We start from the raw sequence: 24409 nt of genomic DNA on the forward strand, positions 1-24409 counted from the left end.
CTCTCGTGAACTTCGCTAACCCGTGACTTGAAACACCTTAGGTTACTGCCAGTGCCGTGCGCCTCAGTGTTTGTGCGAGTACCGTCCGTTTGCGCCGGACGGGCCTGTCCCGTCGGCCAGTGGTGCGTCGCGGGTGGGATAGGCAGGTGGGATCAGGCAGCGACTGAAGGGGGAATCGGTGTGACGGATACAGCGCAACGTGCGGGCTTCTGGGGAGTCCTCGCTCAGCGTGATTTCCGACTTCTGTGGACCGGCGACGCTGTCAGTGGCATCGGAAACGGTGTCACGACCGTCGTGCTGCCGCTGATCGCGCTTCGCGAATTGGAAGCGAGTAACTTTCAAATCGGGGCGCTGGCCTCGGCGGTGTGGTTGCCGTGGTTGATCGTCGGACTACCCGCCGGTGCCTGGATCGACCGGCTGCCTCGCCGTCCGATCATGGTGATCGCGAACGCTGCGTGCGCGCTGCTCTTCGCGAGCGTCGCGATCGCCGGCCTCATGGAGGCGGTGACATACGGCCACTTGCTTCTGGTTGCGCTGCTCACCGGTACGGCCACCGTTTTCTTCCAGGCGGCCTACCACGCATATCTCCCCACGGTGCTCGACGAAGCGGATCTGGTCGAAGGGAACTCGAAGATACAGGGCGCCGAGGCCGCAACCCGGGTGATCGGCCCGAGTATCGGTGGACTGTTGGTAGCGACTGTCGGGCTGGCAGCCGGTCTGCTGGTCGATGCTTTCACCTTCGTCGTCTGCTCAGTGTGCATCTGGCTGATTCGTGCGCAGGAAACGGTTGACCGCGGACAGGGCCGCCGAGAACCGTTTCGGCGCCAGATAGCGCTCGGACTGCGATTCGTCGCAGCTGATCCGTATCTGCGGCCCATCGTCGTCTACGGGACTCTTCTCAATTTCGGTCTCGCCGGGTACACCACGATCCAGATCGTTTTCCTCGAAAAGACAGTTGGCGTGGGGGAGTTCGGACTCGGACTTCTGTTGGCCATTGCCGGGATCGGCGGAATTGTCGGGTCGATGATCGCGCGTCCGCTCGGGCGCCGATTCGGTACTGCCCGAAGCGTTCTCATCTGTCAGTTGGTGACGGGACCGTTCATCCTGTTGGCTCCTCTGACGACGTACGGCGCCGGCCTGTTCTGGTTCTGTGCGGGAGGAATGGTGATGATCGCCGGCGTCGTGTCCTGCAACGTAGTGCTCGGCAGCTTCCGTCAGAGTTACTGTCCGCCGGACCGTCTCGGTCGAGTGGTGGCAACGAGTATGTTCTTGTTGCACAGCACTATTCCGCTGGGTGCGTTGCTGGCGGGCTTCCTGGGTGATCTCGTAGGTGTGCGCGGAACCATGTGGATCATGGCCGGGTTGATCGCGCCGTGCGGATTGGTCTTGCTCTTCAGTCCACTGCGCGGCATCCGCGATCTACCGAGTCGGCCCGCCGAGTCACTGCGCTAGAGAATCACTGTGGCAGCGAATCACGGCGGTGAGCTGCTGCGGCCTCTTCGCTTCGAATCGCGATACGAAGAGTCGCGAGCATGAACAGCGAGACGGCAAAACCGAACAGCGCGCCGAACTGGTCCTGCGTGAACAGGTACACCTGCGTCACCAGAAGGCTCACCACGATCGATGCTCGTAGTAGCCGCAAGGCCCGGAGGTATGGACCGCGGAAGAGGAACCACACTCCCAGAACCACAAGAACTCCGGTTGCAGCCGTGGAGATCTGGACGACGAGATCGGATACGTCGTCAGCTTCGACGCCGTTCTCGGAGACGAGTGCGTAGATCACCTGGACTACCGCGAGGAGGGCCTGCAATACGAACAGAGTCAGTACCAGTCGGCGGACGAGTCGGTGCCCGAGCAGTGCTTCGGCCCGTTGGAAGAACACGTTGCGAGCACGCGTGATCTTCGATTCGATACCGCCGACCGGCGGAGTCTGTGTGTGCAGGCCGGCCTTGATCGAGTCGACGAGGCCGGTGAGGCTGCGGTCTTCGACGCCGTCGAGCACTCGGAGGGCGTGGTTGTACTGGATCTCGTCGAGCTGGCCGAGGGCGAGGTCCGAGAGCGCTCGTGCGCCGATGGCGAGCCGATGACGATCATTCATACCGCGCCGAATCACCACCTCGCGCGCGGCCAGATAGAAGAGGACGAAGACGACGTACATGATCGCGATGGCAGGCTGGTAGAAGTAGTCGACGTCGGCGGTGACAAATTTTCCGACCTCGTCGATGAAGAGGCCGAATCCGATTCCGCCGACGAAGGTCGCCAGATCGCGCGTGCGAGAGCCTTCGGTGATGGCGGTCGAGACGATGGCGACGGCCATCAGCAATCCACCCCACAAAACGTGAGCGATGTGGAGGGAACCGCCCCCGATCTGGGGATAACCGGTTGCCGCAAGGTAGGCACGGGTGATCAGCACGGTCGCTACGGCGGCGAACAGGAACAGCTCGAAACGAGCGAGTGCCGCACGGTCGTAACTGTGTGGCAGCGTCAGTGCAGTCCGATCCTTCGTCGTCATTGCGGAACTCCCAGGTTTCGATAGCGCGCGATACGGGAGGACTGGCGATCGGTGTCTGACTCCTCGGCGAGAATGAAGAGTTCGTGCGCGATTGCTGCCCCTACTCTCTTGGAGAATTCCACGGGCTCGTCGGCTGCGTCAGGGGTTTCGGGAATGATGGCGTCGATCACGCCGTCTCGCAGCAGATCCAACGAACGAATTCCCTGCGCTGCGGCCATCTCCGGGGCGTGACTGATGTCGCGATGGACAATCGCGCTTGCGCCTTCCGGTGGCAGGGGAGCGAGCCACCCGTTCTGTGCCGCGAGTACCCGGTCGGCAGGCAGCAGCGCCAGAGCGCCACCGCCGGTTCCCTGACCGAGCAGCACTGACACTGTCGGGGTTTTCAGCGTCACGAGGTCGGCGATGCACCGGGCGATCTCAGGGGCCAGCCCACGTTCCTCGGCTTCCTTGGACAGCGACGCGCCCAAAGTGTCGATGACGAGGACAAGCGGGAGTTGTAGTTCTTCGGCAAGTTTCATGCCCCGTCTCGCTTCACGAAGCGCGGCCGGTCCCATCGTGGTGAGCGCGGATTGTCCACTGCGGTCCTGGCCGAGCAGGATGCACGGAAAGCCTCGGAAGCGGGCGAGCGAGAGCAAGATCGTCTTGTCGGTTTCACCCTGCCCGGTGCCGCTGAGTGGTACCTGTTCGGTCGCGGCATGGCGGAGCAACTGCCGGATGCCTGGTCGATCCGCCCGGCGCGAGAGCATCACCGACTGCCAGGCAGGGACATCGGGAATCTCGGGCGAGGGAATCGGGTCCGCGACTGCCGGAGTCGGGGGATCGGTGAGCACGCACAGCGCTCGATTGACCAGTAGTCGGAGGCGGTCCACCGGGACGACGCCGTCGATCACGCCGTTGCGGTACAGGTTCTCGGAGGTTTGAATCCCGTCGGGAAACTTTTCGCCGTAGAGGGATTCGTAGACACGGGGGCCGAGGAAACCCACCAGTGCGCCCGGTTCCGCGACGGTGATGTGGCCGAGAGATCCCCACGACGCAAAAACCCCGCCAGTGGTGGGATTACGCAGGTACACCAGGTAGGGCAGGTGCGCAGCCTTGTGAACAGCCACTGCCGCAGCGATCTTCACCATCTGAACGAACGCGACGGTTCCCTCCTGCATTCGTGTTCCGCCGGAGGTAGGCGAGGCGAGCAGTGGGAGTTGTTCTGCCGTAGCACGTTCGACGGCGGTCACGATCCGTTCGGCTGCAGCAACTCCGATCGAACCGGCGAGAAAGCTGAATTCGCAGGCAATTACCGCGACCCGACGCCCCCGAACGGTGCCGACACCGGTGACGACGGACTCGTCTACTCCGCTCTTCTCGCGGGCCTTCTTCAGGTCTTCCGCGTACTTCGGCCCAGGCCCGACGTCGACGGGCGGGGAGTCCCACGAGACGAAGCTCTCGGGATCGAGTACCGCAGTGAGTAGTTCTTCGGCCGAGATTCGCACAACGTCCTCCAAGTAAGCAGCACCCCGTCCAGGATGAACCTACCTGGACGGGGTACCGCCGGGATCGCGTGGCGTCAGTTGTGCGCCGGAGAATCAGCGTCCGAACGCTTCCTTCCACGAAACGACCTTGCCGATGCGAAGGATGGAGCGCTGGTAGATCTTTGCCGCGATCATCGACAACGCAGCAGTCACGACCAGCATCAACAGAATGGTTCCCACGATCTGGAAAGGAGAAGCTACACCGGCGGAAATGCGCAGGGGCATGAGGATGGCCGAGAACGGCGGAATCCAACTCAGCACGTTGCTCAGGGTTCCTTCGGGATTGCTCACCGAGACGAAAGCCACGCTGACCATTGCCATGACAAGCAGTGCGAGTGGCATCGCGGTGGCATTGACGTCCTCCTGTCTCGAGACCATGGATCCGGCAGCGGCGTACAGCACGGCGAAGAAGAGGAAGCCGAGAATGAACCACCCGAGAGTGCCGAACAGAACACCGATCGCGGTGCCCGTCACGGTCAGGACGCCCGTCGCCAATCCGGTCGCGACGCCCGCGACAGCGTAAGCGGCCATCTGCATCAGGCCGACAGCGCCGATTCCGAGAACCTTGCCCCACAACAACTGCAGCGGACGCAGAGTCGAGAGCAACAACTCGACGACGCGACTGGACTTCTCCTCGACGACGCCCATCGCCACGTACGTTCCGAACAGCAAGATCTGCATGTACAGAAGCACCACGGCAGCGATCGACATCGCTATGCGTTGGCCCTGTTCGGGATCCGGGGGATCGATGGCATCGATGGTGACCACTGCGGTGGACGTGGCTTCGGCGAGCTGAGCCGGATCGATCCCCGCGGCGGACAGCGCATTCGACTGTGCCTGCTGTGCAACGGAACTCTCGATGACGGCCCGCAAATTCGTGGGCACTTCCTTCTTGGTCACGACAGTGACGCCGCCGCCCGATCCAGCGATCACGGCCACGTCGAGGTCGCCGTCCTTGACCTGATCACGCGCGGTCCCGTCGTCGGAAACCTCCGTCACCGTCACCGGATTTCCGAGGGTGTCGCCGATGGACACCATCGTGGCACTGAGCGACTGGTTGCCGACCAAGCCGATCTTCGACTTGTCCTCGTCACCACCGGAGAAGAGGGAGAAGGCGATGATGCCGCCGATGATCGCGACCAGAATGATGACGTTGCTGATCACAAAACTCTTCTTCGAGATCTGCGTCATGAATTCGCGTCGAGCGACCAACCCGATGGCTCGACCTCCACTCAACTGGTTGCTCATGCGGCTACTACCTCTCGGAACAGATCGGTCAGTGACGGACGTCGTAGCGTGAACTCGTGCACCGGACCGGTTTTCAACGCTGCATGCAGGATCTGCTGATCGTCGGCGGTGCCGTCGACGCTCAGGAGTGTTCGACCGTCGAGGTGGCTCAGCGTGGTGACACCGATCAGATGGTGTGCCCAACCGACCGGCGCGTCAGGGGCGAAGACTTCGATTCGGCCGTCCCCCTTGCCTCGTAGTTCGTCGACAGTTCCGATCTCTCGCATGCTGCCGCGGCTGATGATGCCCACGCGATCACACAGGCGCTCCACCAGATCCAGCTGATGGCTCGAGAAAATAACGGGAACACCGGTGCGGGCCTTCTCGACCAACACGTCACTCATGACGTCGACCGCTACCGGATCCAGACCCGAAAATGGTTCGTCCAGAACGAGTACCGAAGGATCGTGAACCAGCGCCGCTGCAAGCTGAACTCGTTGCTGATTGCCGAGGGAGAGGGAGTCGACGGTGTCCTTGACGCGTTCGGCGATGCCCAGACGTTCGGTCCACCGCTCCGTGGCCGCATGCGAGTCGGCTTTCGAGAGTCCATGTAGTTCGGCCAGATAGGAAAGCTGCGCTCCCACCTTCATCTTGGGGTAGAGGCCGCGTTCTTCCGGCATGTATCCGATAGTGCGACGCACGTCGAGGTCGACGGGTTTGCCGCCGAGACGAACTTCCCCCGAATCTGCTCCGAGGACACCCAAGGCAATGCGCATCGTGGTCGTCTTGCCGGCACCGTTACTGCCGACAAATCCGAAGATCTCGCCCGGGCGGACTTCGAAACTCAGGTTGTCGAGTGCAACGACGTCGCCGTAGCGTTTCGAGATGCCGTCGATAGTGAGGGTGGCTGACATGGGTCCTTCCCATCGGTCGAGTGGTGCGCTTCGGTAATACGGGTCAGAAGTCGAACTCTTCCGAATCAATCGGATCCGGGTCTGGATTGGTCCACGAGAGAATCATCGCGGGCGTGCACGCGCCGATCAGCATTGCAGTCAGTGCCAATAAACCTCCCGTGTAAGGCAGCCTCTCTACATTCCACTGCACCGACGAGGTGAAAATGAGGAAAATGGCGACAATGAACACCAACGTTTGGGTCACGCTCAACCCGACAGAGCGAGCGTCATTGCGTTGCTGGATCTCCCATTCGTCCAAAGCCTGCCGCGGCGCATCCCCTTGCCGACCCGACACGATTTGAAGTGAGGACCACGTCGGCAGGAACAACAGGGTGAGGATCGGCCAAGCCACCGCGAAGAGCGGATTGAACAGGCACGCTATGCCGACGGCAATCATCAAGGCGAAAAGGACTCCGAGGGCGACGACGAGTACGCGCCGACGTCGACGGGTCCGCCAATTCGGGAGCCAATGTCGGAACGTCTCCTCGTTCTGCAGGAACCGCCGAGTGCGGTGGGCCTGGTAGCGGTCGATCAGATTCGATTCAGGCACTTGGCTTTTCACTCCCCTCGATAATGCGGTCAGTCCGGTAGACCTCCGTCGACTGTGCGTTTCGGTAGGCCTCCGTCGACGGTGCATTCCGGTAGACCTCCGTCGACAGCGGCCCGAACTCCGTCCGCGAGAACACCGCCTCGACCGGTAGGTCGAATACCCAGCAGATCCGAAATGCAAGATCCAGGCTGGGGTAGTGGTCGCCGCGTTCGAGTGCCCCCACCGTCTGCGGATTGACGTCGACGAGTTGTGCAAGCTGGGCCCGACTCATCTTCCGCTCGGCGCGAAGCACTCCGATGCGATTGAAGATAGGGAGCGCGTCTCCCCGCCGGACTGGGCTCATGTATCAAAGTGTTGTAAAAACCCAACAGTTTGTCAACACGAACCGCGATAGTCCCGCTTCTGGGTGATGCCGGCGGATAAGGTTCGGCAATGGAAGGGGCTTCACATGGTGGTCGAACAGTTGGTGCTCGAGAAGTCCAGCCTGGTCGTGCAGGTGCGCGAGGACGGTAGCTACAGCGTGGGACCGCAAGGGCGCGAACCGCTCTGGCGCGATCCGATGGAGAAAGGTGCCGTCATCGGTATCGGTCAGCACACTCCAGGCGATGTCGAAGGCGAATCATGGTGGGTCGTGTACGGCCAGTCGGACACCACGGCTGACGTCACCGTTCGACTCGAGGACGGGTCGCACGTGCCGGTTTTGCGTCTCCGTGAGATCTTCGCCAGTGAATGGGTGAGCACCCCGCAGCAGGCGTTGCTGTATCGGTCCGATCGCCCGGTGGAGTCGCAGCCCACCAAGCTGTCGGTATTGTTCGCCCGGCCGAAGTTCATGCCCAAGGCAGCGTTTCCGGAGAATGATCGTTTGTAGGTCTCGCGAGGTCGACCGCTCAGGGGACGGTCTGGCTCGCGCTCGAATTGTTACGGTACGTACTGTACTGTTTAACCATGACAACGTGGCCGAACTATCTTGAAGTAGTGCAAGTGCGCGTAGCGCGACCCACCGACCGGCTCGACGAGGTGATCGCGTTCTATCGCGACTGCCTGGGATTGCCGGAGCTCTACCGGTTTTCCGGACATGCCGGCTACGACGGAATCATGCTGGGTCTGCCGGATGTGAACTATCACCTCGAATTCACGACCCACGAAGACGGAAGCCCGTGCCCGGCGCCGACGCAGGACAATCTGTTGGTGCTCTACTTCGCCGGCGAGTCGGCGATGTACGAGGTGGTTCAGCGACTGGGTGAGGCGGGGCACGAACCCGTCGAAGCCGAGAATCCGTACTGGGAGGAGAATGCGGGAATGACTTTCGAAGACCCTGACGGCTGGCGGCTGGTGCTCATGCCGCGGCCGGTGCTGTAGATGGTGCGCGCCCGCGACGAGCGGATCGACGACGCCGTACTGTCCGCGACCCTGGAATTGTTGGGGGAGAACGGATATGCGGAGCTGTCGATCGGATCGGTGGCGACGAGGGCGGGTGTGCATCGTCCCGCCATCTACCGTAGATGGCCGTCAAAGCGGCACCTGGTGGTGGACGTCGTCGTGGCGCATATCGGCACTGATCCAACGCCGGACACCGGCGATCTCAGGGCAGACCTGGTCGCCGGCATCACGACATTGGTTGTGGGACTGAGCGAAACGGTAGTTGGTCGGATACTGCCCGCGTTGGTTGCAGATCTGGCCGCGGACCCGGAATTGGCGCGGGATTTCCAGTCGGCGTTCTTTCAGCCGCGACGCGATTCCACTGCGGCAGTGCTGGAATCGGCACGTCTGCGCGGCGACCTTCGGAGCGACTTCGACTTGGACTTCGTCCTGGACGCATTGGCGTCCCCGATCTATTACCGAGCGTTGTTCCGTCACTTACCGCTGGACGCGCTCCTGGCTGAGCAGGCTGTCGATTCGGTTCTGTTGACGTTGGCTCCGCACGAGAATCTCTGAAGACGTTTGAATTCAGTTCAATTCGAGTGGATCAGGTCCTACACGGCTAGCTCGACGGGGGATCGTGTCGCCCGTGAACCACCTATGCCGCGCATGCAACTATTGCGTGCGCCTCATAAATAGTTGCACACGCGGGTTGTCTGCGCAAGCGGTGCTGTTGGCTACTCCTCGAAGAGTTGTCCGTTCTCCATCCGCCACCGCCGCGTGCTGCGGGTGGATTGGAGCATGCGTCGATCGTGAGTGACGAGGAGGAGGGTTCCCTCGAACGACTCCATTGCCTGCTCGAGTTGTTCGATCGCCGGAAGGTCGAGATGGTTCGTCGGCTCGTCCAGTACCAGGAGATTCACGCCGCGGGCCTGGAGTAAAGCCAGTGCAGCCCTTGTTCTTTCGCCGGGGGACAGTGAAGCGGCAGATCTGAGCACGTGGTGTCCACGCAGGCCGAACTTGGCAAGGAGCGTGCGGACATCGGCGTCTGGCCAGTCCGGAACCTGAGCGCCGAAGGCCTCGACTACTGGTTGATCGCCTTCGAACAATCCGCGCGCCTGATCGATCTCACCGATCGCGACACCTGAACCCAAAGATGCGATGCCCTCGTCCGGGACGAGTTTGCCGAGCAGGACGTTCAGGAGGGTGGTCTTGCCGGCACCGTTCGCGCCCGTGACGAGAATTCGATCGCCCCAGTCGATTTGCGTCGTGACCGGACCGAACGTGAACTGACCGCGAGTCACCTTGGCGCCGTTCGTGGTTGCGACAACGGAACCGGACCGCGGAGCAGCCGCGATCTCCATACGAAGTTCCCACTCTTTGCGCGGTTCCTCGACCACTTCGAGCCGCTCGATGCGGCGTTGAGTCTGGCGGGCCTTCGCGGCTTGCTTCTCCGTCGACTCGGTCCGCAATCCGCGTCCGATCTTGTCGTTGTCCTTGGCCTTACGGCGCGCGTTCCGGACGCCGTGTTCCATCCAGTTGCGCTGCATCTGTGCACGATCTTCGAGATCGGAGCGGGTGCCGGCATATTCCTCGAAGGCCTCGCGTGCATGCTGGCGGGCTATCTCGCGTTCGGCGAGGTACGACTCGTAGCCGCCGTCGTACACGGCGATGTCCTGTTGTGCCAGATCGAGTTCCACGATCCCGGTGACGGTGCGCGAGAGGAACTCGCGATCGTGGCTCACGACGACCAACGCGGCTCGGGTCTCGGCGACAAATCGTTCCAACTGCTCGAGACCTCGCAGGTCGAGATCGTTGGTGGGCTCGTCCAACAGGAGAATGTCGTAGCGCGAAAGCAGCAGCGATGCGAGGCCGGCGCGGGCGGCCTGACCGCCGGACAATGCCGTCATGTGAGCGTCGAGGGATACGCCAAGTCCGAGTTCTTCGACTACCTTCTCGGCGCGCTCGAACAGATCGGCGCCGCCCAGCGCGAGCCAGCGCTCCAGCGCCGGGGAGTACAGATCCTCTTCGGCTTCAGCCAGCGTTTCGGCCGCGGTGTTCATAGCCGCCTCGGCGTGCGCGACCCCGGTGCGTCGGCCGAGGAACTCGAGGACGGTCTCGCCCTCGATGCGGTCGGGTTCCTGCGCGAGGTAACCGACCGCAGCATCCGGCGGGCTGAGGATGATCGAACCCTCGACGTCGGCGGTTCCGATTCCGGCCAGGGCAGTGAGAAGCGTCGACTTGCCGGCGCCGTTTGCCCCGACGAGGCCGATGACGTCGCCAGGCGCCACCGTCAGATCGAGGTCGGAGAACAGGGTGCGTTCTCCCCGGGAAGCAGAGAGGCCGCTGATGCGCAGTGTTGCAGTCACCTGAGAAGTATCCCTGGTGCTGTGCGCCTCTGTTAATCGGTGCTGTGCGCCTTTATTAACCGCGGGCGGTTAATAAAGGCGCACAGCAGTCAGTCCCGAACCAGGTGATACCAGCACGGATGCGCCGCACGGACTGGAAGTGGCGATTCGCTCACGTCCGCGGCCATGCTAGAGGCCGTCGACCATCCGTCGAATGCGCGGATGACGTCCTCCTCGGAGACGCCGTGCGGCATCGGCCAGCGGTGACCTGGCCCGAACGCGAACATGACCATGGACGCGCCCGGCGCGGTGATCGCGTTGACCGACCTCCCGTAGTCCCGTCGCTGATGTTCGGACAGCCCGTGAAAGCAGCCGATGTCGAGTACCAGCATGTGCCCACCGTCGACGGCTATGTGCAGGTCTGCGGCGTCCTCATGGAGGAACCGGACGTCGACGTGGGCTTCACGTGCATGGATGCGCGCTTTGTCCAACGGTTCCTGCTCGGCGTCGACGCCGGTGACGTGCCAACCGCGTTGCGCCAGCTCGATCGAATGACGTCCGGTGCCGCAGCCGATATCGAGGGCACGGCCACCTTCCGGAACGGTAATCGCGTCGAGAAGTCCGGACAGCTGAGCGTCGAACCCGTGCCCGGTGTGCTCCCACGGAGTGACGCCGACCTTGTAGGCGAGACGATATGAAAGATTCATCGCTCTCTCTTTTCTCGAGGCGATTCCAATACTTGTCTACCAAGGTAGACCGGCATTTCGGGCGGTACAAGGGCCCTCCCCGGATGTTCGACGGGGAATGCCTCCGTGCTCTGGCGCGTTGGTTCCGAATATGACCGAAACCAACGATGTGACCTCTGTACCGACAATTGTTCTGAACGACGGTAAGACGATCCCCGCACTGGGATTCGGTGTGTTCCAGGTTCCGGACGACGAAACGCAGGAAGCCGTCTCCACCGCCCTGAAGACCGGCTACCGCAGTATCGACACCGCCAAGATCTACGGCAACGAGGTGGGCGTGGGCCGCGCTATCGCCGAATCCGGCATCGCCCGCGAAGACCTCTACATCACGACCAAACTGTGGAACGACGACCAGGGTTACGACTCGACGCTTGCCGCATTCGACGCCAGCCTCGACAAGTTGGGTCTCGACTACCTCGATCTGTACCTGATCCACTGGCCGGTTCCGTCGAAGGACTTGTACGTCGAGACGTTCAAGGCATTCCAGAAGCTCAAGGCCGACGGACGGGTTCGTTCCATCGGCGTCTCCAACTTCACCATCGAGAACCTCGAGCGTGTAATCGGTGAAACCGGTGAGGTGCCGGTCCTCAATCAGATCGAGCTCCACCCCAAGTTCAACCAGGCAGAACTGCGCGCCTTCCACACCGGCAAGGGAATCGCGACGGAGGCGTGGAGCCCGCTGGGCCAGGGAACCGTTCTCGGCGACCCCGTCATCACTGCCATCGCCGACGCTCATGGCGTGACCGCGGCTCAGGTGATCATTCGCTGGCACCTGCAGATCGGCAACGTGGTGATTCCGAAGTCGGTGACCCCGGAACGCATCGCAGCCAACTTCGATGTCTTCGGCTTCGAGCTGACTCCGGAACAGATCAACGCGATCGGTGCTCTCGACGAGCCGGCCGGCCGTATCGGCCCCGACCCGGTCACGCTCGGCAGCTAGAACTTCCGGTAGATCCACGAACGGCACTCCCTCAATCGCGGGAGTGCCGTTTTGTCGTGCGAGGTCAGTTCAGGTGTGTGCGGTGTTCTGCAGTGAATGCGATGTGCTCGTCCGTGCGTCCGGTGCGGAGCTTGTCGACCCACTCGGGATCGGCGAGCAGTGCGCGTCCGATGGCAACCATGTCGAATTCGCCGTTCTCGTACTGAGCTTCGAGACGCTCCAGTCCGGTCACAGCCGATGCAGCGTCGCCGGTGAATGCCGTCGTGAACACGGAATCGAGTCCGACCGAGCCGACGGTGATAGTCGGCAACCCGGTCAGCTTCTTGGTCCAACCGGCGAGGCCGAGCTTGCCGTCTTCACCGTCGAGCTCAGCGAATGCCGGTTCCCAATGACGCCTCGTCGACGGATGCAGGACGTCGACGCCGGCGTCGACCAGGGGAGTGAGGATGCGGCCGAGTTCTGCCGGGCTCTGCGCGATACGAGCGTCGTACTGGCCGGACTTCCACTGCGAGAATCGGTAGACGATCGCGAACTCGTCCCCGACTGCCTCTCGGATTGCGGAGACGACCTCGGCCGGGAAACGGGTGCGAGCTTCGAGCGATCCGCCGTATCCATCGGTCCGGACATTGGTTCCTGCCCAGAGGAATTCGTCGAGCAGGTAGCCGTGTGCGCCGTGCAACTCGAGACCGTCGAAGCCGGTGTTCTTCGCGTTGAGCGCGGCATCCACCCACGACTGCTTCAAGTCGTCGAGATCCGACGTGGTGAATTCGCGTCCCAAACGGGTGCCGTCCAGCGCCAGACCGGAGGGGCTGACGGTTTCGACCTCGGGGTTCAGGTGCGAGTTCTCGCCGCGCTCGACTCCGAGGTGCCACAGCTGAGGAATGATCGATCCACCCTCGGCGTGGACGGCGTCGACAACCGACTTCCAGCCGCCCAGGCTCGAATCACCGTAGATGCGCGGTACGCGGGTGTGCGGGCCGGCTGCCGGGTCGGGGATGTAGGTGCCTTCGGTGATGATCAAGCCGACACCACCTGCTGCGCGACGACGGTAGTACTCGGCCACGTCGGCGCCGGGGATTCCGTCGGGAGAGAAGGCGCGCGTCATCGGGGCCATGGCGAAACGGTTGCGCAACGAGAGTGATTTGACCTCGAAAGGCTCGAAGAGGCCGCGCAACGCGGAGGCCTCGGGTGCTGTCGATGTGTCGGGAAGAGTCACGGGATTGTTCAACACAGCGGACCCTCGACCTATTCCGCCGCATGAGTTTATCTCCCTGAAATCTGCAAAAGGTTGCGTACGTTCGGTTTTCGATCAGTGGTTATGTAAACCCAACTTAGTTTGTGCATTAACTATTAACATGCGATATGGTCGTGCGGAAAGTTTCTGAGGGCGGTATCGAGCACGAAAGAGGACGCGCGAGCATGACAACGACGGTGCCGAACGAGCGGGCCGGAGAGCTGGAGCCGATTCCGGAGCGGCCGTATCCGAAGCGTCGTGATCCCAAGGGGTCGTGGATGCTCGAGATGATCAAGACGACCGATCACAAGAAGATCGGGATCATGTACTTGATCACTGCGTTCGTGTTCTTCCTGATCGGCGGTCTGATGGCGCTGTTCATGCGCGCAGAACTGGCCGTTCCCGGGATGCAGTTCCTCTCCAACGAACAGTTCAATCAGCTGTTCACCATGCACGGCACGATCATGCTGCTGCTGTACGCGACCCCAGTCGTCTTCGGATTCGCGAACTACATACTTCCGCTGCAGATCGGTGCGCCCGACGTGGCGTTCCCGCGTTTGAACTCATTCGGCTTCTGGCTCTTCACTTTTGGTGGCCTCATCGTCCTCGGTGGATTCCTCACGCCGGGCGGCGCCGCCGACTTCGGGTGGACGGCCTACACCCCGCTCTCCGGCGCGGTACACAGCCCCGGCGTCGGAGCTGACCTGTGGGTCTTCGGTCTGACGGTCGGTGGCCTCGGCACCATTCTCGGTGCGGTCAACATGATCACCACCGTGATCTGCCTGCGAGCACCCGGCATGACGATGTTCCGCATGTCCATCTTCACCTGGAACATCTTCATCACCAGCATCCTGATCTTGATGGCGTTCCCGCTCCTGACCGCCGCGTTCATGGGTCTGTTCGTCGACCGTCACCTCGGTGGGCACATCTTCGACCCGGCATCGGGCGGAGTTCTGCTGTGGCAGCACCTGTTCTGGTTCTTCGGTCACCCTGAGGTGTACATCATCGCGTTGCCGTTCTTCGGCATCGTCTCGGAGATCTTCCCGGTCTTCAGTCGTAAACCGATCTTCGGTTACACCGGATTGGTCTATGCGACGCTCGCGATTGCTGCCCTCTCGATCGCGGTATGGGCTCACCACATGTACGCGACGGGTGCTGTTCTCCTGCCGTACTTCTCGTTCATGACGTTCCTGATCGCCGTGCCGACCGGTGTGAAAATCTTCAACTGGATCGGAACGATGTGGAAGGGGCAGTTGACTTTCGAGTCGCCGATGCTGTTCTCGGTGGGCTTCCTGATCACCTTCCTCTTCGGTGGTCTGTCGGGTGTCATCCTCGCGAGTCCGCCGATCGACTTCCATGTCACCGACACGTATTTTGTTGTCGCCCACTTCCATTACGTGGTCTTCGGCACGGTCGTGTTCGCCACCTATGCCGGCATCTACTTCTGGTTCCCGAAGATGACGGGGCGTCTGCTCGACGAGCGACTGGGCAAGTGGCACTTCTGGACCACCTTCGTCGGTTTCCATGGCACATTCCTCGTCCAGCACTGGCTCGGCGGCGAGGGCATGCCGCGTCGTTACGCCGACTACCTGCCCTCGGACGGATTCGCCGTGCTCAACTCGGTGTCCACGATCTTCGCCTTCGTGCTCGGTGCGTCGACGCTGCCCTTCCTGTGGAACGTCTTCAAGAGTTACCGCTACGGAGAAGTGGTCACCGTCGACGATCCGTGGGGCTACGGAAACTCGCTGGAGTGGGCGACCACCTGCCCGCCGCCGCGTCACAACTTCACCGAGTTGCCGCGCATCCGCAGCGAACGCCCGGCCTTCGAGCTGCACTACCCGCACATGGTCGAGCGAATGAGGGCGGAAGCGCACGTGGGTCTCACCGGGCAACCCACGTCGACGTTGGAGAAGAGTGACGATCATCGCCAAATTGATTAGTGCAATAATAGTTACTGCACTAATTAATCTGATAGCATCGGATTCATGACGACGAAGGCTCCGCAGACGCAGATGGACGATCCGCTGGCTCTCGACCGGCAGGTGTGCTTTGCACTTGCGGTCGCGAACCGGGCGGTGCTGTCCGTCTACCGGCCACTGCTCGAGCCGATGGGCCTCACGCATCCCCAGTATCTGGTGATGCTGGCACTGTGGGGAAAGTCGCCGATGGCGGTCAAGGAAATCGGGCAGGCACTGCAGCTCGATTCGCCGACGCTGTCGCCGCTCCTCAAGCGACTCGAGGCGTCCGGGTTGATCACGCGCACCCGTAGCCGCGCCGACGAACGTCAACTGGACGTGGACCTCACCGAAGCGGGTGTGGCGCTGCGCACGGAGGCGGAGAAGATCCCCCCGGCGGTCGTCGCGAAGCTCGGCGTGAGCCTCGCCGAACTCGAAGAACTCCACAACGTTCTGACGCGGGTCAACGAGGCCGCGCTCCGCGCCGGAGCCTTGGACCAATGAGAGAAATGTGATGACTGCATCCGAAAGAAACGTGATGACTGCGTCAGTACCGTCGATGCGTACCGAACAGGTGACTTCCGTGACTTCCAAAAAGCAACGTACGAGCCCGAATCCCCTTCAGTGGTTGGGTTATTCAGTGGGGCGCAAGCTGCCCGATTCCATGCAGGAATGGGTGCGAAACGACCTGATCGGTGACTGGGCTGTGCCGCGTCACCTGATCCGCAGCATGGTGCCGTTCCTTCCGGTCTTCGCTGCCTTCATGCTCTTCCCCGGGCCTTTGGCCCTGCGGGCATCGATGGTGCTGCTCGGAGTACTTCTGGCACTGTTCTATTCGGTCTCCTACATGGCTCAGAACAGGTCGCGTCGCCTCGAGCGTCACGGTTTGCCTTCCGACCTCGAGAACCCGAAAAAGGTCTCGCGCCACGACGCCGAGAAGGCCGCCTACGAGAAGTTGCACGGCGGGCCCGCGACGTAGACACCTCGGTCACATGCCGTGGAGGGCGCTGCCGCCGTTCATCTCACAGACGCGTTGCTCCACGGCCGCCGAGAAACCGCCCACAGGCTCGGTCGAACGAAGAGCCGATTCGACATCTTGCTCGACCAGGTATCCGTTGATCGCGATTGCCGCCGTCGACCCGGCAGCGGCAGCGCCTATCACCTGAGCGCGAGGGTCGACGACGTTGCCGGCGCCCCAGACGCCTGGAACGCTGGTGGCGCCGGAAGTGTCGACAGCCACGAATCCAGTAGGGCCGGTTTTACACCCGAGTCGCGTCAGATGCGAGTCGTTCGGAATGAAACGCGGCGCAACGAACAGTGCTGAGCGTGCAACCAGTTGGCCGCTGTCGAGTTCGACGGCCTTCAGTTCGCCTCTCTCGCGGATCAATCCAGATACCTGTCCATCTACAACGGTCACGCCACGTGCAGCCAGTCGCGCGCGTTCGTCAGGGGTGAGCGAGATGTGGTGGGGAAAGAACTTCACATCCGACGACCACTGTCGGAGTAGAAGCGCCTGGTGAAGTGACATCTCGCGAGCGTCGCCGCCGAGAACGCCGATCGGCTCGTCACTGATCTCATATGCATGGCAGTACGGGCAATGGAGCACGCTCTGTCCCCAAAGCTCTTGGATACCTGGTATTTCCGGGAGTGAATCCTGTAGGCCTGTGGCAACGAGCACAGTGCGGGTCTCGAGGGTTGTGCCTCCTGACAGTTCGACGACAAAGCCGGGTTCGATACCACGCCAGGAAATGTCGACAACGTCATCGCGATTGAATTCCACTCCGTACGTCTGCAATTCGCTGCGTCCGACGGTAAGCCACTCGCCGGGCGCCATGCCGTCTCGCGAGAGGAAGCCGTGCATGTGTGCTGCGGGCGCGTTGCGCGGTTTACCGGAATCGATAACGGCGACCGTGCGCCGCGCACGACCCAACACCAGGGCTGCGCTGAGTCCGGCGGCGCCACCGCCGACGATCACGGTGTCGAGGATCTCTGTTTCAGTGTGTGTTCGCATGAGCACAGGTTGCCTGCGGACGAGAAGTCTCAGCAACTATTGTTGCCATTTCTGGGAATCGTCGTCAGACTCGGATCATGAATGTCAACGGTCCGCACATCGATGCCGCCATCTCGCAGATCGGCGCGCGCCTCAAACGCATTCGTACACAGAGGAACGTCACTCTCACAGCGCTGTCCGAGTCCACCGGTATTTCGAAGAGCACTCTGTCGAGGCTCGAAGCGGGGGAGCGTCGCCCGAGCTTGGAGTTGCTGCTTCCGATCGCGCTCGCCCACCAAGTGCCGTTGGATCAATTGGTGGCGGCACCGCAGGTCGCCGATCCACGCATCCAGAGTGCGCCTCGAAGCGTCAGCGGCCGAACGGTGTTGCCGCTGACTCGGCAGCCGGGTGGATTGCAGGCATTCAAGATGACCATCCCGGCAAGCCAGACGGAACCGGACCCCCAAGTGCACGACGGCTACGAATGGCTGTACGTCTTGTCGGGGAGGTTGCGGTTGGTGTTGGCCGATCACGACATCGTGATGGGCACGGGTGAAGCTGCCGAATTCGACACTCGCAACCCGCACTGGTTCGGCAGTGACGGCCGCGGCCCGGTCGAGGTGCTGAGTCTGTTCGGGCCGCAAGGAGAACGCATCCACGTACGGGCCAAGCCTTCGGCGAAGTGACGGACAGTCATACTTTGATCGATACCGGTGGAAACAAAGTGGGCGGTGAGGGATCTGTGCGAATCGAAGTTGACGACCTGAATCGGGATGCGGTCCGCGCCTTACTGACCGAACATCTCGCCGACATGCATGCGACCTCGCCTGCGGAGAGCGTTCACGCGCTGGACGTCGCAGGTCTGACGGATAGCTCCGTCACCATGTGGACGTTGTGGAGCGAAAGCGACGAACTACTCGGTTGTGCAGCGCTGAAGGAACGATCGTCGAGCAGCGGTGAAATCAAGTCGATGCGAACATCTTCGGCAGCTCGTGGGCGCGGAGTGGGAACGCGACTTCTTCAACACGTCGTGGACGAGTCGAGACAACGAGGCTACCGGCAACTCGAATTGGAGACCGGCACGCAAGACTTCTTCGATCCGGCACGTCGACTGTATGCAAAATTCGGGTTTGTGCCGTGTCCACCGTTCGGGAACTACCGCGAAGATCCGAACAGTGCCTTTTTTGTTCTCACGCTGTGAACAGTTCTCACGCTGCGAACATTCGGGCAGTGATGCGTTGTACTGCGCTGTCGGCGTTCATGATTGCGGTGTCGAGCACCAGCCGTTCCGTGGTCCATGGCTCGTAGTCTCGATCCAGGATTTCCCGCCACTTAGGTAGTACAAGATCCGGGATGTCGCCGACACGCTGCTCCGCGCGTCGGCGATGCTCGTCGGGATCCGAACAGACAACCTCGACGTTGAGTAAGTTCGCTGAATTATGTTGTGCGGTAGCGAACCAGGCGTTTCGTGTCATCTCGATCGGGTTGACGCATTCGACCACGACCGAGATTCCGAGTCGTAATTGTTCGGCGGCGAGCGCGTACCCGGTGATGTATCCAGCGGTCCCGGACGCATCATCGATACCGCTGCGGGTCAGTGCCTGTTCGATGGTATCGATCCGCACGTAGGGAACCTGGTGATGCTGGGCAAGTGCCCGCGCGATCGTCGACTTGCCGGTGGCCGGCAAACCACCGATCACGACCAGCGTTGCGCGGGCCGACGGCTGGGGTTTGTGTCCGGCTTCCACCATCCTCGAAATGTACGGGGCGTCGTCGATCTACATCGACTCGCCCCGCACTCCTCTCAGTTCGAGATCGCGAACTCTCGAGCTTCGAACGCCAGGTCGTCGGCGGCGGATTCCATCCGAGCCGTCGCACGGTTGGGCGCTGTCAGCACTGCGACAATCGGAACTGCCAACGCCAGCAAGCCGAGAACGAAGACGGGGAAGAGGAAGGAGAACACTTCGAGCCCCTGCGGTGCCGGGGCCGCCGCGTCGTGGACAACCTCGACTGCGGCCATTCCGGTGTAGTGCATACCGACGACGGCGATACCCATGATGATCCCGGCGACAAAACGCAGAATCGTGGACTCGAGCACCATGGTGAACCACAGTGCAGCGGTTCCGGCGACGACTGCGATGAGAACCGACAACGCAACGAAGAGCAGGTCGTAATGGATCTCACCCTGAAAGCGTAAGGCGCGCATACCGGTGTAATGCATGACGTTCACGGCGAGACCGGTCACCACGCCCCCGATCAGAAGCCGAGACCAGCGGAATTCGGTCCCGATGATCAGCAGACCGACAAACACGGCGGCCACCGACATGATCGCAGAGATCACGGTCCATCCGAGGTTGTATCGAATGGGACTTCCGGGGACTGCGAAGCCGAGCATGGCGATGAAATGCATCAGCCAGATGGCGACGCCACCGATCGACAGGGCAGCCATGGCGAGCCATCGCATGCGTGTGGCGGTTGTCGTCGCCGACGCCGAATGCCTGGTGCATGCCAGGCCGACTACCGACCCGACCACGGACACGACGTAGGCGAGCCCGAGCAGCCAGATTCCCATCGAGAAATGGTGCATTTCATCCGACATGCCAGTTCCTTTCGGCGACGATTCGCATCTGGTGATTCATCTAGACGACCGCTTCGGCTGCAAGTCGTTCGAGGGAGTACTCGGTGATGGCGATCAGCGCGCGTTTGGCCGATTCGCGGTTACGGGCGTCGATCTCGATCATGGGAACGCGGTTGGGCAAAGCCAACGCTTGCCGGAGATCGCTCGCCGAATGGATTGGTGCGCCGTCGAAACGGTTGACCGCCACGATGAACGGGAGTCCTCGCGCCTCGAAGAAGTCGACGGCGGCGAAGCTGTCTTCCAGACGGCGCGTGTCGACCAGAATGACCGCACCGATCGCTCCGGTGATGAGGTCGTCCCACATGAACCAGAAGCGGCGCTGGCCCGGGGTTCCGAATAGATAGAGGACCAGGTCGTCGGCGAGAGTGATGCGTCCGAAGTCCATCGCGACCGTGGTGGTGCTCTTGTCGGGAGTGGATCCGAGATTGTCGATACCGTCGCTGGCGTCGGTGACCATTGCCTCCGTGCGGAGGGGGACGATTTCGGAGACGGTCCCCACAAGCGTTGTCTTGCCAACGCCGAAACCCCCGGCGATCACGATTTTGGTCGATTTCACGCGAGACGATGAGTCAGAGTGCCCGAAGTCCACTGAGGGTCCTTTCGATCAGTTCGCGTCGCTCGACTCGAGATGCGTCGCTTCGCAGAGTGGCATGTATTTCCAGTGATCCGGCTACTACGAGGTCGGCAACCAGTACCCGCACGACTCCGATCGGAACACCCAGGTGGGCAGCGATCTCGGCTATCGAGATCCGCTGCTCACACAGTGCGACGATCGACGCACGAATATCCTGCGGTGCAAGATTGTTCGAGACCACGTCTTCGATCGTCGCGATGATCGCTTCGAGCGGGAGGTCGATGGACGGCAGGGTCCGACCTTCGGTGAGCGCGTACGGCCGGACCAAGCTCGGTTCGGCGTCGTCGTACTCGGATTGGTGGTGAGGCATCGGACTCAAATACCCTGCGATGTTCGCGGAGCAATGTCCATGGTTGTCCCGACGCGATCGACGAGAGTCGCCATTTCGTAACCGATCTGGCCGATGTCGCATCCGGCAACGGCGAGGGCGGCAAGGTAAGCACCACTACCGACACCCATGAGAAGTAGGTACCCGTTCTCCATCTCGACGACGGACTGCATGACGGCCCCACCGTCGAAGAGGCGTGATGCACCCGCGGACAGGCTGGCGAGTCCGGAAGTGACAGCGGCCAATTGATCCGCTCGATCGAGCGGAAGGTGTGTGCTCGAGGCCGTCAACAACCCGTCGGTTGAGACGATGATCGCGTGACTCACACCCGGCACGTCTCGGGCAAAAGCCGAAACCAGCCAGTCGAGTGCGCGGGGAGTCTCTTGGGCTCCGACAGTGTTCACTGTTCTCCTTCATCGTTGTGCAACATCGTGGACGATTCGAAAGACTGTCCGCCATCGCGCTGATGGTCGGCGGTGTGCCGACGCCCTCGTTGTACTCCGGATTGGTAACTGCTCCAACCACGTTGGACGTCCGCCGGATTGGATGCATGACGCTGTGTCGAGCCGCCTCCGCCGACGGCGCCAGGAACCAGCCGGGCGCCGCGGTCCCGAATGGGAAGTCCTGAATCGGCGATCTTGGTGACCGGCATTTCGAATGACGTCCGAGCAGCCACCCAGCCTTGATCGGCGTCCGTGGTCCACGAACTGCCGGTGGAAGCCGCTGACGTCTCCGCCGTGGGATCGACGAGCCACTCCGACACCATCCGGGCAAAAATCGGCATCGTGGACGGGGCAGTGGGCGCGCCGTTCGAGTTGCCGTCGCCGGCGCTGTCAGCGCGCGCCGATGATCGGGCAGAGAGCCCGTCACGGGTACGTGAGGAGAAGAACGCCGCAGTATTTGTCGGCGTCGGGGCTGAGAGCCGGTGCCGCGGCGGCGGAGTTGTCGACGGTTGGGGACCCACCGGAATCTCGGGACCTTGTGCCGGCGAGGCGAATTCCGGCGACGGAGTACGAACGGGAAGGGCTGTCGATGCGTTTGTCCCTGCGGGATCGAGCAGAGGAGTGAAGGATGACACCGACGTGGCGGGTGTCGGAATAGTCGGAGTCGAGGTGCTGACCGTCGGTACTCCGCTTGTGCCCGGGGTACGACGCGGTAACCCCGAAGGCGCTGTTGCCGGCGGCGTCGACTGCGGTGTGATCGGGGCGAACGTCTCAGTCCGATCGGTGCTGTTAGCGGGCGTTCGACGCGGGAGATCAGCGAAACTTCTGGTCGCAGGGGGTGCGGATTGGGTCGGGACGGGCTGTGACCATGACGGTGCCGACGGAGCCGACGGTGCGGACTGCGCGATCGGTGCGAACGGTGCAGACGTTGCGGGAGGGGGAGTCCGATCGAGCGTGGGAACGGGTCCGGTTCGCGGCGTGCGGATCTCGGGTGCCCGAGAAGAATCGAGAATCGACGTCGGTAGGAGCACCGTGGCGGTGATGCCGCTGTGTGTCGACGACGTTGCCGTCGGGCGCAGGCGCACAGAGATGTTGTAGCGACGACTGATTCGGCTCACGACGAACAAACCCATGCGACGCGCTGTATCTGCGCTCATCTCGCCGCCGGCGGCGAGGCGTTCGTTGGCATCGAGGATATCGGCAGGTGACATGCCGATACCGAGATCAGCGACCTCGACGATCATGGAGCCGTCGATGGTGCGGGCGGCGTTGATGGAGACGGTGGTCTCAGGTGGGGAGTACCGCAGCGAATTGTCGAGCAGCTCGGCGATGAGATGAACGACGTCCGGGGCCGCATGACCGGTGACGACTCCGGGCGGAATCTGCCCGAGTTCAACGCGTCGATACTCCTCGACGCCTGACACGGCGGCACGAAGGGTATCGCCGAGGGCGATGGGGGCGGTCCTGGCGCGGCGTACATCGGTTCCGGCGAGAACCAACAAGTTGTCGCCGTTTCGGCGCATTCTCGCGGCGATGTGGTCGAGCCGGAACAGATTCTCGAGGCGACGCGGGTCGTCTTCGTCTTGCTCCAACTGTTCGATCAAACCGAGTTGCTGGTCGACGAGGGACTTGTTGCGCCTCGACAGCGTTTCGAACATGTCGTTGACCTGGCGCCGCAGTGTGGCCTGCTCGCCGGCGAGTGTGATGGCCTGGCCGTGCATGTCGTCCACGGCGCGTGCGAGCTCGCCGATTTCCTCGTGGGTGCGGATCGGGACACGGGCAAAATCGAGTTCGTCGGTACTGGCACCTGCGCGAATTCGTTCGATCGCGTCGGGAAGTCCGCGTCTCGCTGCCTGCAGGGCGGCAAAACGCAACCGGCGGATCGGATCGATGAGCGATCGGCTGATGACGAGGGCGATGGCCAGGGCCAGCAGGACCGCGCCGAGCACAATCGCGGTGTCGCGAAGTGCCGCGGTTCGTGCGGCATTGGATTCAGCGGTGACGGCGTCGCCGAACTCGGTGACTGTGGTGTCGGTGAGGCTGTTGTACTGCTCGTTTCCAGATTTCAGATCGGCACCGACGCGGCTCCCCAGAGGAGAAGTCGACGGAGTTGATCCGAGGGCGTTGATCCGGTTCTGAGCCGAGTTGCTCAGGGCCTGGACGGTGTCGTTGGTTCCGTCGATCGTGAGGATGTTGTTCAGAGCGACCAGTTCGGCGCCGGCAGCGCTGACCATCGAGGTGCGAGCCTGCTGGTCCGGATCGCCTGAGCCGAAGAGGATTCGTTGTTCGGCCAAGGCTCGTCGCGCTTCCCAGAGTGCGGACAGTCGACCACCCTGTTCACGCAGGACTGGGCGCTGAGAATGCTCGACGACGCTGGTGAAGGTGCCGGAAAGGGCTCGTGAGACCTCACCGACCCGCGAAACCAGGCGAGCGGGTGCCACCGCGCCGGCGGCGATCTCCTCGGTGATGGAACGGCTCTCGGCCAACGCCGAAGTCACTTGGTCGTTGAGGGCATCGTCGGACTGGAACGTGCGGGCGGCATCGACAAGTTGGTCCATCGCGTCGGAGACTGCTTGCGTGGCACGAGCGGTGTCGGAGCGTGCCGATGCCGCTTCGGCGAGTTCGTACAATGCCGATTCCAGATTGATCGCTGCTGGCACTGCGAGGGCGCGCTCGGACGAGGAACTCAGCTGCGCGGCTTCTTCGAGTTCTGTCTGAACTCGAAGGGCTCCGAGGACAACGGCGACGATCATCGGCAATGCGAGGACAGCGATGACCTTCCATCCCAGGCGCCATTCGCCGATCGACCACCAAGAGGTTGTCGTGTGTGAATCGTGTTTCATGCGGAACATGGCCCCTTCACGTCAACCCCCCGTGGGTCATTGCCCGAACCCCTTCGATCCGGTTTGACCAGAAGGAGTAGTTAGCTGAACGGTAACAGACTGTTCGCTGGCTCGCTACATTCCAGTTGTCTCAACGGATCGACCATGACTATATCGGGATTGTAAGACCAGGTGAAAGGCTAAACG

General features: G+C 62.0%; 26 protein-coding genes. 10 read left to right on the top strand and 16 right to left on the bottom strand.

Annotated features, from left to right (window positions below; genetic code table 11):
* The first annotated feature begins 180 nt into the window (after positions 1-180).
* Positions 181-1452 (top strand): MFS transporter, encoded by a 1272-nt coding sequence (locus tag ACWF6P_RS17170; RefSeq protein ID WP_378543283.1) that lies wholly within the window; start codon positions 181-183, stop codon positions 1450-1452.
* 4 nt (positions 1453-1456) lie between these two features.
* On the opposite strand, the gene ACWF6P_RS17175 is transcribed toward ACWF6P_RS17170, so the two are convergent.
* The 6 genes from ACWF6P_RS17175 to ACWF6P_RS17200 all read right to left on the bottom strand — a co-directional run bounded on the left by ACWF6P_RS17175 (position 1457) and on the right by ACWF6P_RS17200 (position 7108).
* A complete protein-coding gene (locus ACWF6P_RS17175; protein WP_452621787.1) occupies positions 1457-2512 on the bottom strand; it encodes a hypothetical protein in 1056 nt (351 codons plus the stop codon).
* The gene (locus ACWF6P_RS17180; protein ID WP_378446289.1) at positions 2509-3996 is read right to left on the bottom strand and encodes a carboxyl transferase domain-containing protein; all 1488 of its coding nucleotides are present in this window, start codon (positions 3994-3996) and stop codon (positions 2509-2511) included. The genes ACWF6P_RS17175 and ACWF6P_RS17180 overlap by 4 nt, the downstream gene beginning before the upstream one ends.
* A gap of 93 nt (positions 3997-4089) precedes the next feature.
* Positions 4090-5283, bottom strand: a complete 1194-nt coding sequence (locus ACWF6P_RS17185; protein WP_003940506.1) for an ABC transporter permease — start codon at positions 5281-5283, stop codon at positions 4090-4092.
* Entirely contained in the window at positions 5280-6176 is an 897-nt protein-coding gene (locus ACWF6P_RS17190; protein WP_452621788.1) for an ABC transporter ATP-binding protein, read from the bottom strand. Before ACWF6P_RS17190 ends, ACWF6P_RS17185 begins: the two co-directional genes overlap by 4 nt.
* A 43-nt stretch (positions 6177-6219) precedes the next feature.
* Positions 6220-6765: a hypothetical protein gene (locus ACWF6P_RS17195; RefSeq protein WP_378532382.1), complete on the bottom strand. Its 546-nt coding sequence runs from the start codon at positions 6763-6765 to the stop codon at positions 6220-6222.
* Entirely contained in the window at positions 6758-7108 is a 351-nt protein-coding gene (locus ACWF6P_RS17200; protein WP_452621789.1) for a helix-turn-helix transcriptional regulator, read from the bottom strand. The genes ACWF6P_RS17195 and ACWF6P_RS17200 overlap by 8 nt, the downstream gene beginning before the upstream one ends.
* Positions 7109-7213: 105 nt before the next feature.
* On the opposite strand from ACWF6P_RS17200, the gene ACWF6P_RS17205 reads away from it, so the two are divergent.
* The 3 genes from ACWF6P_RS17205 to ACWF6P_RS17215 all read left to right on the top strand — a co-directional run bounded on the left by ACWF6P_RS17205 (position 7214) and on the right by ACWF6P_RS17215 (position 8700).
* A complete protein-coding gene (locus ACWF6P_RS17205) occupies positions 7214-7633 on the top strand; it encodes a hypothetical protein (protein ID WP_452621790.1) in 420 nt (139 codons plus the stop codon).
* 77 nt (positions 7634-7710) lie between these two features.
* Positions 7711-8124: a VOC family protein gene (locus tag ACWF6P_RS17210; protein ID WP_452621791.1), complete on the top strand. Its 414-nt coding sequence runs from the start codon at positions 7711-7713 to the stop codon at positions 8122-8124.
* Positions 8125-8700 (top strand): TetR/AcrR family transcriptional regulator, encoded by a 576-nt coding sequence (locus tag ACWF6P_RS17215; protein ID WP_452621792.1) that lies wholly within the window; start codon positions 8125-8127, stop codon positions 8698-8700.
* Positions 8701-8861: 161 nt separating this feature from the next.
* Here ACWF6P_RS17215 and ACWF6P_RS17220 read toward each other — a convergent pair whose 3' ends face one another.
* Together ACWF6P_RS17220 and ACWF6P_RS17225 are read right to left on the bottom strand one after the other, a co-directional pair.
* Positions 8862-10493 (bottom strand): ABC-F family ATP-binding cassette domain-containing protein, encoded by a 1632-nt coding sequence (locus ACWF6P_RS17220; protein ID WP_378644758.1) that lies wholly within the window; start codon positions 10491-10493, stop codon positions 8862-8864.
* Positions 10494-10582: 89 nt separating this feature from the next.
* Positions 10583-11179: a class I SAM-dependent methyltransferase gene (locus tag ACWF6P_RS17225; RefSeq protein ID WP_452621793.1), complete on the bottom strand. Its 597-nt coding sequence runs from the start codon at positions 11177-11179 to the stop codon at positions 10583-10585.
* Positions 11180-11309: 130 nt separating this feature from the next.
* On the opposite strand from ACWF6P_RS17225, the gene ACWF6P_RS17230 reads away from it, so the two are divergent.
* Complete coding sequence (locus ACWF6P_RS17230) at positions 11310-12158, top strand: aldo/keto reductase (RefSeq protein WP_452621794.1); 849 nt, start codon at positions 11310-11312, stop codon at positions 12156-12158.
* 64 nt (positions 12159-12222) lie between these two features.
* On the opposite strand, the gene ACWF6P_RS17235 is transcribed toward ACWF6P_RS17230, so the two are convergent.
* The gene (locus tag ACWF6P_RS17235; protein WP_378543305.1) at positions 12223-13374 is read right to left on the bottom strand and encodes an NADH:flavin oxidoreductase; all 1152 of its coding nucleotides are present in this window, start codon (positions 13372-13374) and stop codon (positions 12223-12225) included.
* Positions 13375-13577: 203 nt separating this feature from the next.
* Between ACWF6P_RS17235 and ctaD the strand changes: the two genes are divergently transcribed.
* The 3 genes from ctaD to ACWF6P_RS17250 are packed head-to-tail and all read left to right on the top strand — an operon-like array spanning position 13578 to position 16326.
* Positions 13578-15332 (top strand): aa3-type cytochrome oxidase subunit I, encoded by a 1755-nt coding sequence (gene ctaD, locus ACWF6P_RS17240; RefSeq protein ID WP_452621795.1) that lies wholly within the window; start codon positions 13578-13580, stop codon positions 15330-15332.
* A gap of 45 nt (positions 15333-15377) precedes the next feature.
* On the top strand, positions 15378-15851 hold the full coding sequence (locus ACWF6P_RS17245; RefSeq protein ID WP_378446301.1) for a MarR family winged helix-turn-helix transcriptional regulator: 474 nt from the start codon (positions 15378-15380) through the stop codon (positions 15849-15851).
* 55 nt (positions 15852-15906) lie between these two features.
* Positions 15907-16326, top strand: coding sequence for a DUF5313 family protein (locus ACWF6P_RS17250; RefSeq protein WP_452621832.1), 420 nt, complete (start codon positions 15907-15909; stop codon positions 16324-16326).
* A gap of 9 nt (positions 16327-16335) precedes the next feature.
* Here ACWF6P_RS17250 and ACWF6P_RS17255 read toward each other — a convergent pair whose 3' ends face one another.
* A complete protein-coding gene (locus ACWF6P_RS17255; protein WP_452621796.1) occupies positions 16336-17364 on the bottom strand; it encodes an NAD(P)/FAD-dependent oxidoreductase in 1029 nt (342 codons plus the stop codon).
* 71 nt (positions 17365-17435) lie between these two features.
* On the opposite strand from ACWF6P_RS17255, the gene ACWF6P_RS17260 reads away from it, so the two are divergent.
* Both ACWF6P_RS17260 and ACWF6P_RS17265 read left to right on the top strand, forming a co-directional pair.
* Complete coding sequence (locus tag ACWF6P_RS17260; protein WP_037128769.1) at positions 17436-18023, top strand: helix-turn-helix domain-containing protein; 588 nt, start codon at positions 17436-17438, stop codon at positions 18021-18023.
* Between the two features lie 56 nt (positions 18024-18079).
* On the top strand, positions 18080-18538 hold the full coding sequence (locus ACWF6P_RS17265) for a GNAT family N-acetyltransferase (protein WP_452621833.1): 459 nt from the start codon (positions 18080-18082) through the stop codon (positions 18536-18538).
* Between the two features lie 7 nt (positions 18539-18545).
* On the opposite strand, the gene ACWF6P_RS17270 is transcribed toward ACWF6P_RS17265, so the two are convergent.
* From ACWF6P_RS17270 to ACWF6P_RS17295, 6 genes are read right to left on the bottom strand one after another with little or no spacing between them, the layout of a single operon-like run.
* Entirely contained in the window at positions 18546-19088 is a 543-nt protein-coding gene (locus ACWF6P_RS17270) for an AAA family ATPase (RefSeq protein WP_452621797.1), read from the bottom strand.
* A 53-nt stretch (positions 19089-19141) separates the two neighbouring features.
* Entirely contained in the window at positions 19142-19936 is a 795-nt protein-coding gene (locus tag ACWF6P_RS17275) for an MHYT domain-containing protein (protein WP_452621798.1), read from the bottom strand.
* A 40-nt stretch (positions 19937-19976) separates the two neighbouring features.
* The gene (locus ACWF6P_RS17280; protein ID WP_378446307.1) at positions 19977-20564 is read right to left on the bottom strand and encodes a GTP-binding protein; all 588 of its coding nucleotides are present in this window, start codon (positions 20562-20564) and stop codon (positions 19977-19979) included.
* A complete protein-coding gene (locus tag ACWF6P_RS17285) occupies positions 20545-20919 on the bottom strand; it encodes a DUF742 domain-containing protein (RefSeq protein ID WP_019744850.1) in 375 nt (124 codons plus the stop codon). The genes ACWF6P_RS17280 and ACWF6P_RS17285 overlap by 20 nt, the downstream gene beginning before the upstream one ends.
* Positions 20920-20924: 5 nt before the next feature.
* Positions 20925-21341: a roadblock/LC7 domain-containing protein gene (locus ACWF6P_RS17290; RefSeq protein WP_452621799.1), complete on the bottom strand. Its 417-nt coding sequence runs from the start codon at positions 21339-21341 to the stop codon at positions 20925-20927.
* A complete protein-coding gene (locus ACWF6P_RS17295) occupies positions 21338-24223 on the bottom strand; it encodes an ATP-binding protein (protein WP_452621800.1) in 2886 nt (961 codons plus the stop codon). Before ACWF6P_RS17295 ends, ACWF6P_RS17290 begins: the two co-directional genes overlap by 4 nt.
* Positions 24224-24409 lie beyond the last annotated feature (186 nt).

Source organism: Rhodococcus sp. NPDC055024, assembly GCF_053608585.1.

Coding starts and splice junctions, on each gene's coding strand:
- ACWF6P_RS17175 (WP_452621787.1), bottom strand. CDS start 2,512: ATGACGACGAAGGATCGGACTGCACTGACGCTGCCACACAGTTACGAC.
- ACWF6P_RS17185 (WP_003940506.1), bottom strand. CDS start 5,283: ATGAGCAACCAGTTGAGTGGAGGTCGAGCCATCGGGTTGGTCGCTCGA.
- ACWF6P_RS17190 (WP_452621788.1), bottom strand. CDS start 6,176: ATGTCAGCCACCCTCACTATCGACGGCATCTCGAAACGCTACGGCGAC.
- ACWF6P_RS17200 (WP_452621789.1), bottom strand. CDS start 7,108: ATGAGCCCAGTCCGGCGGGGAGACGCGCTCCCTATCTTCAATCGCATC.
- ACWF6P_RS17205 (WP_452621790.1), top strand. CDS start 7,214: ATGGTGGTCGAACAGTTGGTGCTCGAGAAGTCCAGCCTGGTCGTGCAG.
- ACWF6P_RS17210 (WP_452621791.1), top strand. CDS start 7,711: ATGACAACGTGGCCGAACTATCTTGAAGTAGTGCAAGTGCGCGTAGCG.
- ACWF6P_RS17215 (WP_452621792.1), top strand. CDS start 8,125: ATGGTGCGCGCCCGCGACGAGCGGATCGACGACGCCGTACTGTCCGCG.
- ACWF6P_RS17225 (WP_452621793.1), bottom strand. CDS start 11,179: ATGAATCTTTCATATCGTCTCGCCTACAAGGTCGGCGTCACTCCGTGG.
- ACWF6P_RS17230 (WP_452621794.1), top strand. CDS start 11,310: ATGACCGAAACCAACGATGTGACCTCTGTACCGACAATTGTTCTGAAC.
- ctaD (WP_452621795.1), top strand. CDS start 13,578: ATGACAACGACGGTGCCGAACGAGCGGGCCGGAGAGCTGGAGCCGATT.
- ACWF6P_RS17245 (WP_378446301.1), top strand. CDS start 15,378: ATGACGACGAAGGCTCCGCAGACGCAGATGGACGATCCGCTGGCTCTC.
- ACWF6P_RS17250 (WP_452621832.1), top strand. CDS start 15,907: ATGCGTACCGAACAGGTGACTTCCGTGACTTCCAAAAAGCAACGTACG.
- ACWF6P_RS17260 (WP_037128769.1), top strand. CDS start 17,436: ATGAATGTCAACGGTCCGCACATCGATGCCGCCATCTCGCAGATCGGC.
- ACWF6P_RS17270 (WP_452621797.1), bottom strand. CDS start 19,088: ATGGTGGAAGCCGGACACAAACCCCAGCCGTCGGCCCGCGCAACGCTG.
- ACWF6P_RS17275 (WP_452621798.1), bottom strand. CDS start 19,936: ATGTCGGATGAAATGCACCATTTCTCGATGGGAATCTGGCTGCTCGGG.
- ACWF6P_RS17285 (WP_019744850.1), bottom strand. CDS start 20,919: ATGCCTCACCACCAATCCGAGTACGACGACGCCGAACCGAGCTTGGTC.
- ACWF6P_RS17295 (WP_452621800.1), bottom strand. CDS start 24,223: ATGAAACACGATTCACACACGACAACCTCTTGGTGGTCGATCGGCGAA.